This window comes from Desulfosporosinus fructosivorans, assembly GCF_004766045.1.
In the GTDB taxonomy this organism is placed as follows: Bacteria; Bacillota; Desulfitobacteriia; order Desulfitobacteriales; family Desulfitobacteriaceae; genus Desulfosporosinus; species Desulfosporosinus fructosivorans.
Map to the genome: position 1 here is coordinate 196,905 of NZ_SPQQ01000004.1, position 16,289 is coordinate 213,193.

Below are 16,289 nucleotides of genomic sequence, written 5' to 3' on the forward strand. Positions count from 1 at the left end.
ACATTATAAGTGTACAACTAATTCTTTCCTAATTGATTAAAATTTGATTAATATTTGGTGAAATTTATGTGAACTTTTCGCTTACACATCAATAAATCACGAAAAGAACCCGACTAAACTATAAAGTTAATGCGAGTTCTTTTCATTTACTTTCATTCGACAGATTCGGTGCCTTTGTGCTCATTAAAGTTAATTTAGCGGTGTCAGATTTAGAAGGTGAATACTTTTGCTTCAGTTGCTAAGTCAATGAGGTGAGCAGCTGTCGACAATTTTGCTCCATCGATAAACTCGTCTTCACTGTAAAGCCTCGTTCTAGCACATGGTGTACAAATATAGAACGACACCTTATTCTCTACTAAGTAATCAATATATGGTTTGGCCGCATCTCCAGTCGGAGCCATAACATTATCCGCCAATCCCAAAACAGCATAGGCAACTGCATCATCTACTAAGAATATATTAACTTCATGCCCTTTTTCTTTGGCCACCTTAGCCAATTGGAATGCCCGGGTAGCGCGTGTAGGATCCTCAAGTCCACGACTCAACACAAATAGAAACTTTTCCAAAGTAATCACTCCTTCAAGGTATTAACATACTTTACTTTCTAAAACCCTATATAAAGTACTTTCTCCCCAAAAATAATAAATCCTGCCATATATAAAAATTTTCCTGAATATGTAAAGCTATTTAATATAAATTATAAATAAAATTGTCTTAACCAATAAGTATGTTTAAATATCGGTTAGTTCCCAAGAAATAGAATTTGCCTTTGAACTATGGGGCAGAATCTAAAAAATTCTCCGTTAGGAGCGCTTTTCTTGTATGTTTTCGACTAAGAATTTTACAATGAAATTGTAAACGTTAATGGGCCAAATGAAACAAAAATGACCCCGGCAATGCCGGGGTGAGTCTTAGTAATTTCTATTTATTACAGGCAGGAGTTCACATCAAATTATATTTTTATCCTGAATCCGTGGCCTTCAGTTCTTGAATCTGTTCCTGTTTAGGCTTTTGATTCTCATGAGTAGTGTTCAATCCCGATAAATAATTCTTAGCGCTAGCATAAAGTAATTTAGCCATATCCTCAAACATTGTATAAGTAATAAACAACCGGACTGTCATGGGTAGTAGCCGGTAACCCTTTTCGACTACAAAACCTAACTTTTGATCACCAGTTTTCAGCACCAGACTTTCTGCTTCCTTCTCCGCTCGGAGCATAAGAGATAAGATTATCTGCACGGCCTTAGACTTTCCCTGTGTGACCAAGAATATGACGAAGCCAATTATAAACAAGATTATCCCCCAGTAATTCTGGAGATACGATAGAATTACATCCACCTCTGTTTCACCCTTTCTTGTCATACTCAAAGACATTCACATCGTCAGTATTGCGCTGCACACTTCCTTTTTGAGCTTGACCTATATCCACTGCCTTTTTTACTTCGGCGATTGCAGCATCTTGGTAACTTAATGCCATGACCTGCTTCCCATCTAAAATGACGCGGTACATAACAACGATAGGTTCTAGCTGTGGGGAAACAGGCTTAACCACTTCTGTATAAGGGACACCGACAGCACGGCTGAACCCCCTGCAGATAGCCGAGGCCACCGTCTCATCAAATGAATCCTGTTTCATGAGTGCCTCTTCAGCGGGATTCGAGATAAATCCGATCTCCACCAAAGTTGCCGGGCAATCCGTTTCCCTGAGCACGTGGAGATTATTAAACTTAACTCCCCGATCAGTAAGACCCGTTGCAACGACCAACTCCTTCTGAATCTCCTTGGCTATCTTTTCCCCCATCCCGCCAGCTGCCAAGGCTATCGTTTCAATTCCATGGGTATTGGGGTCTACGAAGGAGTTGGCGTGGATCGATAAAAAGTAGTGTGGATTATAATCGTTCGCTCTGTTTGTCACATCCCAGAGATCTCCGTCTTGAATGGCAAGGATTTGCCAACCGTTCTTTTTTAACTTCGTGACGACTAACTCCCCGACTTCTTTATTTTGGGTGGCCTCTTGGTAACCTGTTGGCCCAATAGCCCCGGGATCATAACCAGCGTCTTTCGGTCCGTGGCCGTAGTTAATGATTGCTTTCATTTAACCATCCCTCCAAGTAAAAACTCATTTAAAGATTGCCAACGCTGCAACCCCCGCACAAATAATGGCCCCGACGACTGTGCGCCAGAGCCATGTATTGTTTGCTTCAAGTTTGTCGATACGATGGGTGTTTGATTTTGACCTAGCTTCCGTCTCTGTTGCCTTAGTTTCAATGCAGTCAACCTTTTCTCTCAATCCGTTTTGGGTATCTAGTTTTGTCTCCACTCTCACAAGACGTTCTCTTATGTCTATTAGTACTTCTTGATCGCCCATATTGCCACGGTCCTTTCTATAGACATAAAAGCAACGCCTCTTTTATGGTGTTTTGGTTTTATAAGCCTCTCATTACTCTACCAAGAGAGGCTTATATACTGCACATCCTAGGTCTATTGCTCATTTAGGGTAGCCTGCATGTCTCCTGACATGATAACCGCCTCCCATCTATGGCTTGTACTTCGACCATTTAATGGGTTCTTCCTGCCTTTTATTTAAGGTTTCCAAAGGAGCATTGAGGCCCCTCTTACATATTGGTTACAGTAAACACTGGTAGATTTCCCACCTTAACAGAGATGCCACTTATCGACGTTGACGAAGATGGGGGTGATGAGGTGACATTAATATGGAATGAGATAATATCACCCGGGCTAACGGCAGTAGTGAATGATAACGCAGTACCGAAACCCGCATGGTTCGCATATGAGTAGACATCTACCCCGTTTTTCCTAACGGTTGTCAATGCTGTACTTATAGAACCACTATTAATATATGAGGTGTAACATATTGTAACAGTACCTCCAACTCCAGCAGGTATAGTAAATCTAGCAACCTCTGTTTCGCCGTTTGTAACACCGTTAGAGTCATAACCACCGTTAGGGTCACTGTATAAGATTTGACTCCCTGGAGTGTATTGATAAATTCCCGTGACAACAGACCCATCTACACCAAATATATTCTTGCCAGCCAGAATGTTTGATGCCATAAAGTCCGCATCAGTAATCATGACATTATCATCAACCCCATCCCGATATCCATTTGACGCTCTGAGTTTTAATGTTGTACCACTCACGCTGCTAGCCAGAGCAGCCGTATCTCCTGCACGGTTAGGCATCGTACCATTTACTAAACCACTATCGGACCCTATCGAATATCCAGTTAAGACTTGAGATGCTAACGCTGTCCCGTATTCACCCCCTTCACCCTGTAGTTGAAAATTTCCCGCTGCCGTGCTATATCGCAGTGTGTATCTACTCCCTGCTAATAAAACCTTTGTTGATGAAAACGCATTTCCTTTTGAATCAACTACTGCCTTAGCTCCTAGTCCATTTACGTTAAACGTAATTGCTCCAGTACTCGTTGTATTTATTCTTACAGTAATTCCCATACCGTCAACGTAAGCAGAGGGAGCAGGATCTAAAGTCACAATGTAAGCATTTGCCGGTCCAGTGGTCACAGCGTAGCCAGGTTGACGCACATAATCCGCCAAATGCGCAACAAGATCCACCTGCCCAGCTCGGCTCGTATCTGCAGGATGCACATGATCTGCTCTGGCATATCTCTTCGATGACCCTATTCCCGCAGTCCCATTCATAATCGGAGCAATCGTCCCAGCTTGGCCGAGCACAAAAGCGGTTGTTGCAACCTGTGTCGTACTCGTATCAACCCCTGCTGTTGGTGCTGTGGGCGTTCCAGTAAGCGCGGGCGAGGCTATCGATGCTTTGGTACCGATGAGTATTGCTGTCGCAGCCGCATAATTGTCTAGCAAGTCTGCATTATCATTAAAGTCTTGAATATTTACAACATCTGTTCCTTCGGGCTTTTTCAACCCTAAATTCACTGTCGTTTGCATAGCTTATCTCCCTTACTCATAAACTCTCAGTTCATTCCAAGTCATCAAGTTCACGCTATTCCAAGTGAGATCTTTCAAAGAATCCCACCACGTATAAGAATACTTAAAACTGTACCCTAAATGGGAAGGCTTAATTTGCTCAAGCATCTGAATAAACCCCGGCATGTTGGGTGGGATACCTTTTACCCCAGTAAACCGTACCTCAAAGCGATATTCTGTTGGATACTCGATGACATCCACCTCTCCGCCTGAAAAGGCGGACGCAGTATCCATAATCATTTGCTTGGTGGTAGTGCCAGAGCCGCGAATTTTTGCTTTTATAGTTTCTCTTCTCCGCTCGATAGGCTTATTAGCATCTGTCGTTAAACCTAACTCGCTTTCCCAGTAATCCAAACCCCATGTTGCAGTTTCCACAAAACATTGACTCAGCGCGTCGTCAATGGCATACAAAAAAAGACCCATCTCATCCGATGCAGTCTCCTGGAGTTTTTTCATTTCTCGAATGCCCTGATAATACTCAGGCAGATAGTTCATGAGGTCAGGTATAGAGTAGTATTCAGGCATTGATTCAGACCCCCAATCCTACGGTTCCAAGCACCGGTATTTCTTCATCCGCCAGAGCCACGTTTGCACTGCCATCATTAACTATCAAATTTATATAATCGATGACGCCAGGTGTGCTAAGCAATAGCGTCCCAACCTTGGCGTAACTGACATAGGTGCCTGTAAAGGCCATCTCTTGCAAATAAACATTCAAGGCTGCACTAAAAGCATCTGTCACACCTTGGATAGCATAGCCTGATGCCAACGCGACCATAGCAGAAACACTAATACTCTTAGCGACTGCCGAAACAACGGTCACTGCAGCACCAATGGGTCGTACAGTTTCAAGGTAGTCAGCAACAGTTTCCACTAGGGTTGACGTAGCTGGTTGTTTTTCTGCATCGACTATGGCAACCTTCACTGTTCCAGGCCCTGCCCACAATGGAAAAACTTTTGCATCTCCTACACCAGGTACTTCTACAGCCCACTGTCGATACTGAGCTGCATTTCCTGAGGTTGCTGGCTGCCGTACTCGCAACATATATCTCTGTCTGAGATCGTCATCTGTTTCTGTATCTACTCCAGGAATAAGAATGTCGGACAACTCCGCCCTCGCAAGTCCACTAATATAGTCAATTGGCAACATAGCTCCGAAGTTCTGATTTCCTATGTTTCCGGCGACCTCACACTCCAAGATATACTGACCCGTTGAAATTCTTTCTGTCGTCTGATAGTTAACCCGTTCTATAGAAAAGCGACTGCCCACGGCCACGTCCAAAGGTGTATCATTTTGGCCAAAGAACAGCGCTTTCCGTTGTGCCTTCGTAGCTGCTTTACGAGTAACCCCATAATCTGCTGTCCTTAATTCCAGATACTCACCACTTGAAGTCTGTGCTGAAAATAGCCTTAGATTAATCTCTAACCCAGCATAAGCCTGAGCCAACTCTGCTGCGGCCGGGGAGAGGGCGTCAAAGATGATACTGCCCTCTCGTTTATCTAGATCAGCCGGTATTCTGTTCAACATTCGAGTGAGTATTAATTCATAAGTTTGTGCTTCATACACTATGTGTTCACCTCCTGAGTCATGTCAAAGCTTCCATAGCTGCTGATAACTGTAAATTTCACCGCTAAACTATCTCCAAGGACTGTGGTCTGAACATTTTCTATGGCAGAGATTCGGTCATCCTGAGTCAAGGCTTCTCTGATCATCCGGGTTATTTCCGATTGAACAAAGACCGGGTTGCTGCCGATCAACTTCTCCAGCTCGGAGCCGTAGTTAGCGCTGTAAATCAGGTGGCGAAAGCGCGGAGTTAGTAGAATTTTATAGGATGCCTGCATAACTGCCTCAAGACCATCTATCTTACCAACAATTCGATCTTTGTTGGCGTCGAGTTTCCAAGTGAGTGATGGCTGCTCTGTTTCTGTTATCGTCCCGTTTGTTATCGACCCACCGACTGGGATCATACCGTCACCACCTTATCTAAAATTAAGAATTTCTGCCCGCCTTGGACTCGAAGTAACAGGACCTTATCTCCACCTTTTAAACCAGGATGGATTACTATCTTGGTTATTAAAGCTTCTGCCGTGTTTCTTGAGAAACCATTGTCTGTGTATTGGTGAGCATGCTCAAGATCAATTTCAAACAGTCTCATGCTTTCCGGCACAATTAAAAAGTCCGCTGTAAGCGTGAATCGTTGTTCGACCTTCACACTGAGCGGATTGACCGTAATAACCTCCCCAATCATTATGGTTACAGGGTTAGAGGCTCCAACCGCATCCATCCCTGCGTTTTTTATGACATCCAATAAACTACCCATTATATCACCCTCAAATTGCTTTAAGCTCTAGGCTCATTTTATGGTCTGCACCGTCAAAACTGTGGGTACATTCATCCACTAGGAAGGGCTGATTAATTCCGTATTCCTCAATCCTGATCCGCACGTATCTGCCTGCCCTTAAGCGAAGATCGCCGATGGCCTCAATTTTCAGAGTTTTAGATTCTCTGTTTCTCAGGGTCGACAAAGTCTCTAACCTCTCATTAATCTGAGCTACGTTCAAATTTCCATCCACACTCTGGGAAAGTTGCAATATTCCCCATTTGGCCATATTGGCGCTGTCTTGGGCAATGTAGACCTCACGCTTACCCGAGTCTTTGTTATCCTGATAAAGTTTAATCTTATTGTAAGTTTCAGAGTCTATAGATATTTTCTGGGCATAGTCCGTCATCAAGCTACCATCGCCAATAAAGAAGTCCTCCAGGGAATCCTCTATCTTTCTAATGGACAGGGAGCCAAAGTCGTCAAAGAATACATAGTTCTTGCCAGAGTTGATGAGGGTGATGTCCAGGGCCTTGCATATGATATCCAACAATTTTTGATTATCCTCGCTCATGGCAGGGATTCGGTAGCCAGAATCGTCGATCTGCCCCAGCTTGAGGTTAAAATCTGCCGCTATCTTTTGAACGACCTCAGACGCTGTGACGTTTGCCAATACATACGTATCCTGAGCCATCAAGTAGCGTATTTGGTCATAGCAGGATATCCTGACTGCCTCATCCCTTCCACCGTCGATGGAGAATATATAGCCATAAAAGATATTTGCTCCATCCTCTGCCCTTTGGACGCTGACGATATCACCATTACTGTACTTGAACATTTTGTCTTGCCCAGGCGCATTTTTGATCAAGGTGAATTCCAGGCTGCCGGCTTTGCCAATCCGGCTGGTTTTCCAAGTTACGTCAGCCACAATCTGAGAAATATCCCACACGTTGCCGTCTTTGTTGTCGATTTGTATTTTTAACATCTCAGGAAACCTCCTTTTAGGGCAGCTTCAGAACTCTACCGATCTGCAGCCGCTTGATCTCTGCATCGGCAATGCCATTCAGCTTTTGAATTTCCGGCCAACGGGCTCCGTTGCCAAGAAACTGTTTGGCAACAGCCCAAAGTGTATCGCCGGCCACGAGTGTATAGGTTTTAGGCTGTTGTGTCTCATCCGGGCGCGCTGGGGTTGCTGTTGTCGCAATGACAGCAGCAATTGGAGTTTGTTGACTGATCTCAACTTTCTTTGCAGCATAGGGTACATACATTTTCAACTTAATGTCGTAGTCAATGTCTCCGGCCCCACCACCAGCTACTTCTTTCCAGTCAAAACTCTCGATACTGGCTAAGGTGTTGATATCGTAGCGATCAGAGGTGAAAATAAAGCGAATGGGCTGTCTCGACGCCATCCACTTTATAATGAATCTTACGTATTCGATGGGCTGCAAAAGAGTTTGTACCGTTACGAATGGATAGCGTTGGGCTGGAAAAAGGCTGCTAAATCCATATTCGCTGAGCTTGGGATTCTTGATCACATTGATTTCCCCCAAAGCAACGATGTCATAAGTTTTAGCATTTGCGGAGTCACCGATTTCAAGAGATCCTGGCATGACAGGTAGTTGAAAGAATTCAGCCTTGTCATTAAAACTCAACTCTATTCCATACGGCATCAGGCATACACCCCCTGAGCGGATGAGGAAATTTCAGTCTCCAGCATCGTCTTAATCTTAACTATAATAGAATCCACACTCTGCCCGTTGTGAATATCGCCTGTTGTCATGGCCACCGTCGGCGTCAACGTCACGAAATTCTGGATGTTTTTCATTTCAGCCAATTCACGCATGGTCTTTAGGTCTTCGCTGGAGATGTCGACGGTGTTGTTTATTTTGCCAACTTCGTTGACACGGTCAATGGTGGAATTTCCGTTCAAATTATTAGGGTTTAAGTTCAAGTTATTAGGGTTCAAGGCATCATCAGTTGTCGGTCTTTGTGGATTGAATGCGTTCTTTAGCGCACCAAACGTTCCTTGAACACCACTCACAGCAGCATTCCCCCCCTTTTTACCGAAGTCCTGTCCCATACTGAATGCATCGCCATAACCAACTTGCTCAAATCTCATCAGCTTTACAACATCTGCTTCGCTTTTAAGGCTATCTCTTGCCCCTTCAAGTTTTTTTAATAAGTTATCCATGCCTGAGGTAATGTCAATATGTTCTAATCCTGGTATTTTGTTAATGAGATTCTCGATTCCCGTGGCGATATTCGCCATAAATTGAAGAGCGTTTATTGATAAATCATAAAATAATTTTTTTACTGCATACACAGGGTCATCGAACACATTGGCGATAAACTCTGCAACGGATAGCACGAAATTTGCAAAGTAAGCAAATGAATTAAAGAGAAAACCAAAAAGCACTCCGAATAGCCCTCCGATGAAGCCGATCACCTCCACCGTAGTGTCCCCCCATGTCACCATAGCGTAAAGCACAAAACCGATTGCGGCACCGATCAACAGTATTTGCCAATTCAGTAATAGCCACGCTGCTGCCGCTTGGACTATAGGGTATGCCAACAAGCAGAGGTTCCTATATAACGCCGGTATTTGGGTTACTGCCCATAGGGTAAGCGCTGAGCCCATCATCACAAGTATAGGAGCAATGATGTCCCAGTTCTGCTGTATAATCCCCCCCAGCCAAGCAAGAGCATCGGCAACTCCCACAATTCCCCCGACAATAACCGCTAGTCCGATGCTTAACCCGTCAATAAATGGCTGAAACTTTCCCGCTTGAAAAGCATCATTCAACCTCGTAATGAGAGGAGCAAGGGCTTCCATAGCTTGCACTCCAGCATCAGCAAAGCTGGACTTCATGTTGTTGGTGAAGATCTCCAATTGTTTTGTCGGTGACTTCATCATTTGATCAAAGGCCGCTTGCCCCATATTCTGTTTTTCAAGAAGCTGATCAAAGGCTTTAATAAAACCATCGATATTTCCCGACTTGCCTAGATCCTCAATTTTAAAGGCCTCCATATCGAAGTCTGATATATTGAAGCGTTCAGCCAACGTAGTGGTGTCGCCAGACATCGCTTCCTTAACAGCCGATGCTGCCCCTTCAATACCGCTTCCCGTGGTGTCGAAAGCATTTAGTTGCTGAGCAAAATCATTGAGCTTGGATAATTGGCCTACACCTTGGGTTGAAGAAAAAAATGCGAGGCTACTCTGCAAGGATTCATTGACATCTAATCCAGCATCGAGTGCATCCCTTTTAAATTTTTCAAACATATCAGTCCCTATTTCTGTATTTCCGGTCCGACCAATAAACATATCCTGCGTTTTTTGCTGCTGCATTGCGCCACCAAGTGTTGCTTTTCCTAACTCAGTGAGCAATTGGACGGTAGCATTGAGACGAGACGATGCGTTAAAAAGTTGCAAGATTGAATCAACCGTTGCCAAATCGATCCCTCCTTTCAAGCATAATAAAAAGCACTCTATTTAAAGTGCTTGTGCGCTATAATGTAATAATTTCCATAAGAAAAGCACCTTCGAAAGAAGATGCTTTTAACTATATTTTAGAGATCTATGGTCTGCCCATTAGTGATATTTAATTTCGGAGAAATAGCATTAATCAAATTCCAAGCACTTGTAACGTTCCCCGACACATCAAACCCTACATAACTGACTTCTCCATCTTTCAGGTATGTGATGATAAGGTAATGCATTGTAGTGGTAGACTTCTTTTCTCGCACCCTTCCACCAATCATTGCCCCTAATGGCCCAAATAAGGCAGCGCCTCCAATAGCCCCTCCTACACTAGATACATAGAATTTTTCTATCTCTACGTCAGTTTTTATTGTCGCATCCGTAATCTTGCTAAACGCTAACCGAAATGTATTTCCCCCGCCTGTAATTGTGAGCGTATCCTCATTATAGTCGCGTTCAATTTTCACCTCAGCCCCCTCAGATAAAGGGAGTCCGACTTGATGGTCAGCATACACAATAGCTTCTTCACGCTCTTTCTCTTCCCTTGTCTTTGCCTTTTTTAGTAATAAAAACAGCCCAGGCAATGCAAATATTATTCCTGCCAAAATCTCTGCATTATTTTTTTCAGTAAGTCCAACTAATGCCATAATCACCCCGGGCACTAAAAAAACTACCCCAATAATTTTCCGCACCATCGATACTCCTCCGTTCACACATTTTACGCTAATCATACTAGCAAAATATTCCTGTGTAAACGGGAAAATGAGAAGCTTAAGAATATTTAAACGCTACTTCTTTTTAAGCTTCGCCCTGTCTTGCCTTTCTTTCTTGATGCGAATATCGATCATGGCAAAGATAGCTGCCTTAGCTTCTCGTGTTTTCTGGGCAAGCTCATCTGGAGAAATCCGGAGTTCGTGGAGGGCGTAGTAAGCGTAATTCCACTCGCCATCACCCTCCTCAATTAGTTTTTTACCTCGTCCATCAAGTCTTCCATGCTCTGATCGAAACCGTTTAATTCTTGCACCTTCTGAATAAGGGTTGCATATTCTCCGGGAAACAGCATCTTGCGCAGAAGCTCTTCAGCACCGATGACACCGTAGGATTTTTGCAACTCAGCATTTTTCAGATCAGGGAAACTGACACTTGCTACAATGATCTTGGCCAGATAGATGTTCTGATCTGTTTCAACCTGTTGCGAACCATTCTTTCCCTTGACTTTCCGGGTGGCTGCTTTACGATACTCTTCGTTCTCTGCTTCGGTTATGCTATGGATTTTCCAGGCGATTGGCTTGCCATCTTTATCCTTAAATCGTTCGGACGCTACAACCTCTTTGGTCAGATCGGCTGCTACATTTTGGGCAAAAAAAGCTTGTAAATCACTCATTTTTTTATTCCTCCAAAATTTCACTTTTTTAACAACTAAGTGCCAGAAGAAGTCTCCCACTTCTAGAAGCAGAAGGTGAATCGGCACAATTCATTATGATACCCTTTGATTCAGTGGGGGGAATAAAGCCCCCACCCCCACTGATTTCGATCTAAGCGAGTTCACTGATCATTCTTGCCACGCAAGGTTTACAGTAGCTTTGTGCTGGGCATTTTGATGTCCCAGACCTCTTATCTCACGATTGGAGCATTAAATTGATCCAACATATCAAAATCGTCAAACGTAAAGGGCATTTCTTCCTCCATAGGGTCATCTGACGTCGCATCAAAGGCTGCAGCTACCACGCTGTCCAAGTTGCAATCCTTGAGGACAGATGTCTGCTTACCAACTGTGGAGGCAGGGTCCTCATTCACAATCTGCAAATCAAAGTAAAAATCTTTGCCTGTCTTGATATATTCCAACATGAGGGCCCTGAACATGCTCGTAAAGTAATAGATCGTCAGAGTTCCAGTGCCAGACCAACCGGCCGCCTTCTTGCCGACATTCGTTTTTCCCAATATAGGTACGTCTGCCTTTGTTTTCTCGATGGTCGCTTCGACTGTCTTTGCATAAAACAACTCTTCCACTCGACCATTAATCGTGACAAAAGCCTTGCCCTGTTTTCCGGATATTGCATCTTCTGCTTTAAGAAATGCCATATCTTATCTCACCTGCACTTTCACATAGATTTTCTCGATAGAATCAACCGGCTGCGTATACGCCTCGATATAGACACTATCTAATTCATTACCCGCTTGGATTGTCACATCCGTTTGAGAATCAAAATTCTGGACAGCATCCATGCCCTGTAGTGTTTCCATATATTTGACACACTGGGTTTTTAGCAGATTTCGACCATCAACGTTATTAGATACCTGTCCAATGTAAAAATCACTGAAAATCCGAACAAAATCATTATTAATTGCATCGAGAACTCTGATCACGCGGTTCTTAGCAAACTGCTTACCTTTTTCTAAGCTCAATGTGGTTAGAGTATTGATGTCTTGCTCTACGACGGCTCGGTTATCATTGGCGGTAAACACAAATTCCCCAGCCTGCAATGCCGCAATGATCTGAGTATTGATATACCTGGGAGCCACATCCACTGCCCCATCATAAGCCTGATAGGTTAGAGATTCATTCACTTGGGCACCTGCGGTTGCACCAGCTACCCAGGCAGTCGCTTGAGCTGCTGTCAGGGTTGTGCCATTGGAAAGGATAACTCCGTTCTTGACACTGATCACGCCTTCATAATCAGCCGTCGGATAATTTTCGAGGACGACTTGAATTTTTTTACCTTCGGTATTGCGAAGACGCTGGCAAAAGGCTACAAAAGTCGCTTTAAGTGCCTCATCTGTCGAAGGCAAGGCGATCGTGTTGAAATCAAATATTTCCACTGCTGCTAAGTAGTCAGCATAAGCCTGATTGGTGATCGTACCATCTGCTCCTCCCACAAGAGGCGCGCCCGCCGTTTCCGCCAAAGCTCCTGTGCCCGAAAAAACCACCCAATTATTTGCCACAAGACCCGCGATATTGAGCACGGTTTGCTGATCTACTTCCGCCCCATCTAGCAAAGTAGTGACATCAAATTTGGTGCCATCGTCTATGTTTTCCTGAATGAGCATAGCCACGTCATTCCCTCTTAAGCCACCCCATTTGGCTGTGACAGTAAGGTTACCCGTTGTCACGGCTGCCTTTGTCCCTGTATTAAGCCTGTATAAGAGCAGGGTTTTCGCACGTTTCAAGGCCTCCCTGACTAAAAGCAGCTTGGCATCTCCTATCAGATAACCAAGCTTAACAAATGTGTCTTCGCCCGCCTCAAGGCTGATGATTTTGTTGGGCTCGCCCCACGAGAGTAAAAGCGGAAGAGAAACAATCCCTCGCTCTCCAAGAGCACCTGCCACCTGGGGCTCTGACTTAAAGTTTACGTAGACCCCCGGTCGCACTTTGTTTTGTGTCGTCCATGTACCTGCCGCCATCTTATTTAGCCTCCCTTTTTAGAAAATTTTCCAAGATCGTTTTGACCTGATCATGGGTGTATTTCTGCTCTTCTTCCAAGAGCGCATCTAGCAAATCCTTTTGAAGATATTGCTTGGACTGCAAAACCTGCTGTTTACTATAAGTCTTAGTGATCTGCTTTTCTCTCTTTTCAGTCTTAACCACGTAAATATCCCTCCTGTTTCATAGACTGCATTAATGGCTCTGGTTCAACGGTTCTCAAGACATGGAAATTATAGGCCACAAACCAATGAAGCAAACCGTCAACGATTTCATGGCGCATTCCGGTCCCTCTGACAAGGCTACCGTCCACGCTAATTAGCTCCAGTTTGTCATACAGCTGCTCGGCCATATCATGTAAGGCCTCATTGCTTCCTGCCAAGTAATGAATATCAAATGAGTGATTGCGTTGATAGCGCTGGCCAAGCAGCTGATTTTGAGACACCGGCAACAGCTTTACATAAAAATAAGGCTCTTCTAAGCCTTGATCATTCTCTTCGCCGTAGACGTTTAGATTAGGAAAATGCTGCTTCAGGGTGGTCATAACGCTATCTCGAACCATATTGATAGTGATCATCGAATCATCTCCTATACACTCACCCGTTTTGATTTGTTTTAAGCAACTCCACTGGCCTTCCCTCCCAATCCCTGGGCAGTTCCAGTAGTCTTCGCCTGAATACCTTCAAACTGTTCCTCTGATCCATTGAATTTTCAAAAGCGACCTTTGATAAAGTCTTTCCACTTCGTGACAAGAAATTTCTGCACCTTTAGCCTGTTCCTCAGACAATTCTAAATCAAGTCTTTATTCTTTGGTCATTTATTTCCCCGCCCTTTCATCGTCACTTATTAACCCCTGTCATGCTTAGTAATGTCTAGCGTTTTAAATTAGCAAAAGCAAACAGCGGCATAATAAATGGCCCAACCTACACCTCACCCCCTTTCCAACATTAAAGAATCCCGCTCAGTCCATCTTCACCCCTCGGTTACTTCGCATCATCCTATCCCAAGCCTTAAACTTAGCAGTATCCTCATAGTTCTCCTTCAGTTCGCCCTTCTCTCCACAGTGCTGTCCTATCCAATTTAGGCAATTGACACAGTTTTCTTTAACTCCTAGTTTTGTGGCCGAGAATATTGGGCATTGTTTGATTTTGATTAGGGGTTTCATTTCCTCCACCTCACTTAAATGACATAAAAAACGAACGCCCCAATCGTTGGGGCGCTCTTAGTGAGAGGAGGAGGATTATGTCACAAGCATTTTTCTTTCCTGACACCTTTCACAATATTATTGTATCACGCCTTTTTCCAAACAAAGTGCTAACTCTATGCCAAGAAAGTGCCAAACGCTCACGCTCACAAACTCACTTAATCACGAATATATCCTAACAGAATTGCCGCCTCTGCTACCAGGGCATCTCTGATTCGATAATAAGTTCGAAGTGGTATCTTCATTTGTTTTGCTACCCACCAGTCATAATTGTGTTTGCTAAAGTAGCGATACTCAATAATCTTCTTTTCGTCTTCTCCAAATCCATCGATAATAATTTCTATCTCCTTGATGCGAAGCTCGCACTCGTTAATCTCTTGGGTTGTCTCCCAACGTTTGGCGGCAATGCCCCCTGTTTGATCACTAGTTCTTGAGGATACCGGAGTTAGGGAGTAGCTCGCCGTCGTCCTTGGCAATTCAGTTCCAAGCTGTGCGTTTAAAATGCATAAGCGCTTTTTATCATCCGGATATTGAGAGAGTCTCTTGATCGTTTGCATGTACCACTCGGACTTTTTGTTTTTCTTCTCTGCTTGAGCGTCCATAATATCCCCTTTCTAAAGCTTCCCCAGCTCCACCTCTGAACTAATCAGATGCCATATCCATAGCTCTCACCTTACGGTCTTCACTCTGGAACGGCCCTTAAGCCAGCAAATGGATTGAGAACTTTATCAGCATACTTAATGAGTTTTCTATTATCGACTGACACACTCTTCGTCTTTAACTACTCTTTAGCAGTCTTGTATTTCCGTCATATTTGGCATAAAATTTAGGTCTTTCATAAATTCTCCTGCAATCCGATAAATGCTATTAAGCGATAGTGTATATTGTCCAGCTTCGGTATCAGCTATGTAGCTTCGCGATAAACCAACTTTGTGACTTAGTTCAGCTTGGGTTAGCCTCAGCTTTTTCCGTTTATTCGCAATCGCATCTCCTTGCTTTTGCATGTCAATGATCTTCCTGCTCATCCTTGGTTCGCCCTCCTCTCTGTTACCTAAGGTTATTGTATTGTTATTGTATTGTATATCCGTCATTTGCTCAAGAGTGAAAAATGATCATCGGCTTTGATTAGCTAGCCCGTCCTTAAATCTGCGGCTATTAACTTGTATTTACGTCATTATTGAGAAAATAATGACTTGTGATTCCAGTTATGATGTTTTATACTATAAATGTCGGATATACAGAACATATATTTTGGGAGGGAACACCGTGGGTGTGGGCGAGCGAATTAAAAAGGTTAGAAAACAAAAAGGCCTTACTCAAGTTAAACTTGCCGAAAAGGCCGGAATTTCAAGGTCCTATCTAGCGGATGTGGAATCTGACCGCTATAATCCAAGCTTAACTACATTGATGGATCTTGCTCGTGCTTTAAATGTTACCGCGAGTTGTTTTCTGGATGATAAAGAAATAGATTTCCGCAACCTCATTCAGCTATGTAAAAAGAACGGCCTATCTCTAGACTCTCTTGGGGAGTTATTGGAAATTTCGTCGAAGGAATTAGCTCATATAAAATCCAATAAACTCCCCTCTGAAGGGACTATGTTCAAAATTATTGATCATTTTGACTGTACATGGGACTATATTATTGGGAAAACGGATTCGCCCGATAATGTGGTCTTTGAAGAAAACTCTATTTCTGCCTCTGGTCTAATTCCAAAACGTCCCGAGAAACTTGGAGATCCGATAGAGCTCATCAATATTCCTTCTACCATCGCGGCTCATTTTGAAAATATGAATTTTACAGAAGAAGAAACTGAAGAGATTAGTAATTTTATTAATTTCATAGCCTCTAAAAGAAAAAAGTAACCATTCCGCGCATAAGGAGATG

22 protein-coding genes are annotated in these 16,289 nt (G+C 43.6%); 1 reads left to right on the forward strand and 21 read right to left on the reverse strand.

Annotation, left to right across the window (positions count from 1 at the left end; translation table 11 throughout):
- Positions 1-209: 209 nt before the first annotated feature.
- The 21 genes from E4K67_RS12920 to E4K67_RS13020 form a co-directional block, all read right to left on the reverse strand.
- Entirely contained in the window at positions 210-566 is a 357-nt protein-coding gene (locus E4K67_RS12920; RefSeq protein ID WP_135547331.1) for a DsrE family protein, read from the reverse strand.
- Positions 567-960: 394 nt separating this feature from the next.
- Positions 961-1,293, reverse strand: a complete 333-nt coding sequence (locus tag E4K67_RS12925; protein ID WP_338031867.1) for a hypothetical protein — start codon at positions 1,291-1,293, stop codon at positions 961-963.
- 52 nt (positions 1,294-1,345) lie between these two features.
- Positions 1,346-2,095, reverse strand: a complete 750-nt coding sequence (locus E4K67_RS12930; RefSeq protein ID WP_135547333.1) for an N-acetylmuramoyl-L-alanine amidase family protein — start codon at positions 2,093-2,095, stop codon at positions 1,346-1,348.
- Between the two features lie 24 nt (positions 2,096-2,119).
- Positions 2,120-2,368 carry a hemolysin XhlA family protein gene (locus tag E4K67_RS12935; protein ID WP_135547335.1) on the reverse strand — a complete coding sequence of 83 codons (249 nt, stop codon included), beginning with the start codon at positions 2,366-2,368 and terminating at the stop codon, positions 2,120-2,122.
- 247 nt (positions 2,369-2,615) lie between these two features.
- Positions 2,616-3,941, reverse strand: coding sequence for a hypothetical protein (locus E4K67_RS12940; protein ID WP_135547337.1), 1,326 nt, complete (start codon positions 3,939-3,941; stop codon positions 2,616-2,618).
- Between the two features lie 12 nt (positions 3,942-3,953).
- A complete protein-coding gene (locus tag E4K67_RS12945) occupies positions 3,954-4,505 on the reverse strand; it encodes a YmfQ family protein (RefSeq protein WP_135547339.1) in 552 nt (183 codons plus the stop codon).
- Positions 4,506-4,509: 4 nt separating this feature from the next.
- The gene (locus E4K67_RS12950; protein ID WP_135547341.1) at positions 4,510-5,547 is read right to left on the reverse strand and encodes a baseplate J/gp47 family protein; all 1,038 of its coding nucleotides are present in this window, start codon (positions 5,545-5,547) and stop codon (positions 4,510-4,512) included.
- A complete protein-coding gene (locus E4K67_RS12955) occupies positions 5,547-5,948 on the reverse strand; it encodes a DUF2634 domain-containing protein (RefSeq protein WP_135547343.1) in 402 nt (133 codons plus the stop codon). The genes E4K67_RS12950 and E4K67_RS12955 overlap by 1 nt, the downstream gene beginning before the upstream one ends.
- Positions 5,945-6,301 (reverse strand): DUF2577 domain-containing protein, encoded by a 357-nt coding sequence (locus tag E4K67_RS12960; protein ID WP_135547345.1) that lies wholly within the window; start codon positions 6,299-6,301, stop codon positions 5,945-5,947. Before E4K67_RS12960 ends, E4K67_RS12955 begins: the two co-directional genes overlap by 4 nt.
- Before the next feature lie 10 nt (positions 6,302-6,311).
- Complete coding sequence (locus E4K67_RS12965) at positions 6,312-7,286, reverse strand: XkdQ/YqbQ family protein (RefSeq protein WP_135547347.1); 975 nt, start codon at positions 7,284-7,286, stop codon at positions 6,312-6,314.
- 16 nt (positions 7,287-7,302) lie between these two features.
- Complete coding sequence (locus E4K67_RS12970) at positions 7,303-7,971, reverse strand: LysM peptidoglycan-binding domain-containing protein (protein WP_135547348.1); 669 nt, start codon at positions 7,969-7,971, stop codon at positions 7,303-7,305.
- Positions 7,971-9,752, reverse strand: a complete 1,782-nt coding sequence (locus E4K67_RS12975) for a hypothetical protein (RefSeq protein WP_243454447.1) — start codon at positions 9,750-9,752, stop codon at positions 7,971-7,973. The genes E4K67_RS12970 and E4K67_RS12975 overlap by 1 nt, the downstream gene beginning before the upstream one ends.
- Positions 9,753-9,868: 116 nt before the next feature.
- Positions 9,869-10,474: a hypothetical protein gene (locus tag E4K67_RS12980; protein ID WP_135547350.1), complete on the reverse strand. Its 606-nt coding sequence runs from the start codon at positions 10,472-10,474 to the stop codon at positions 9,869-9,871.
- 266 nt (positions 10,475-10,740) lie between these two features.
- Positions 10,741-11,163 carry a phage tail assembly chaperone gene (locus E4K67_RS12985; RefSeq protein WP_135547352.1) on the reverse strand — a complete coding sequence of 141 codons (423 nt, stop codon included), beginning with the start codon at positions 11,161-11,163 and terminating at the stop codon, positions 10,741-10,743.
- Positions 11,164-11,393: 230 nt separating this feature from the next.
- Positions 11,394-11,861, reverse strand: a complete 468-nt coding sequence (locus tag E4K67_RS12990) for a phage tail tube protein (RefSeq protein ID WP_135547354.1) — start codon at positions 11,859-11,861, stop codon at positions 11,394-11,396.
- A gap of 3 nt (positions 11,862-11,864) precedes the next feature.
- Positions 11,865-13,181: a phage tail sheath family protein gene (locus tag E4K67_RS12995; protein ID WP_135547356.1), complete on the reverse strand. Its 1,317-nt coding sequence runs from the start codon at positions 13,179-13,181 to the stop codon at positions 11,865-11,867.
- A gap of 1 nt (position 13,182) precedes the next feature.
- Positions 13,183-13,365, reverse strand: coding sequence for a hypothetical protein (locus E4K67_RS13000; RefSeq protein ID WP_135547358.1), 183 nt, complete (start codon positions 13,363-13,365; stop codon positions 13,183-13,185).
- Positions 13,358-13,777, reverse strand: a complete 420-nt coding sequence (locus tag E4K67_RS13005; protein ID WP_135547360.1) for a phage tail terminator family protein — start codon at positions 13,775-13,777, stop codon at positions 13,358-13,360. Before E4K67_RS13005 ends, E4K67_RS13000 begins: the two co-directional genes overlap by 8 nt.
- Positions 13,778-14,161: 384 nt before the next feature.
- Positions 14,162-14,365, reverse strand: a complete 204-nt coding sequence (locus E4K67_RS13010) for a hypothetical protein (RefSeq protein ID WP_135547362.1) — start codon at positions 14,363-14,365, stop codon at positions 14,162-14,164.
- A 197-nt stretch (positions 14,366-14,562) separates the two neighbouring features.
- Complete coding sequence (locus E4K67_RS13015; RefSeq protein ID WP_243454448.1) at positions 14,563-15,006, reverse strand: hypothetical protein; 444 nt, start codon at positions 15,004-15,006, stop codon at positions 14,563-14,565.
- 186 nt (positions 15,007-15,192) lie between these two features.
- Positions 15,193-15,429 carry a helix-turn-helix domain-containing protein gene (locus tag E4K67_RS13020; RefSeq protein WP_158408470.1) on the reverse strand — a complete coding sequence of 79 codons (237 nt, stop codon included), beginning with the start codon at positions 15,427-15,429 and terminating at the stop codon, positions 15,193-15,195.
- A 241-nt stretch (positions 15,430-15,670) separates the two neighbouring features.
- Here E4K67_RS13020 and E4K67_RS13025 point away from each other — a divergent pair, with 241 nt between their 5' ends.
- A complete protein-coding gene (locus E4K67_RS13025; RefSeq protein WP_135547365.1) occupies positions 15,671-16,267 on the forward strand; it encodes a helix-turn-helix domain-containing protein in 597 nt (198 codons plus the stop codon).
- The last annotated feature ends 22 nt before the right edge of the window (positions 16,268-16,289 follow it).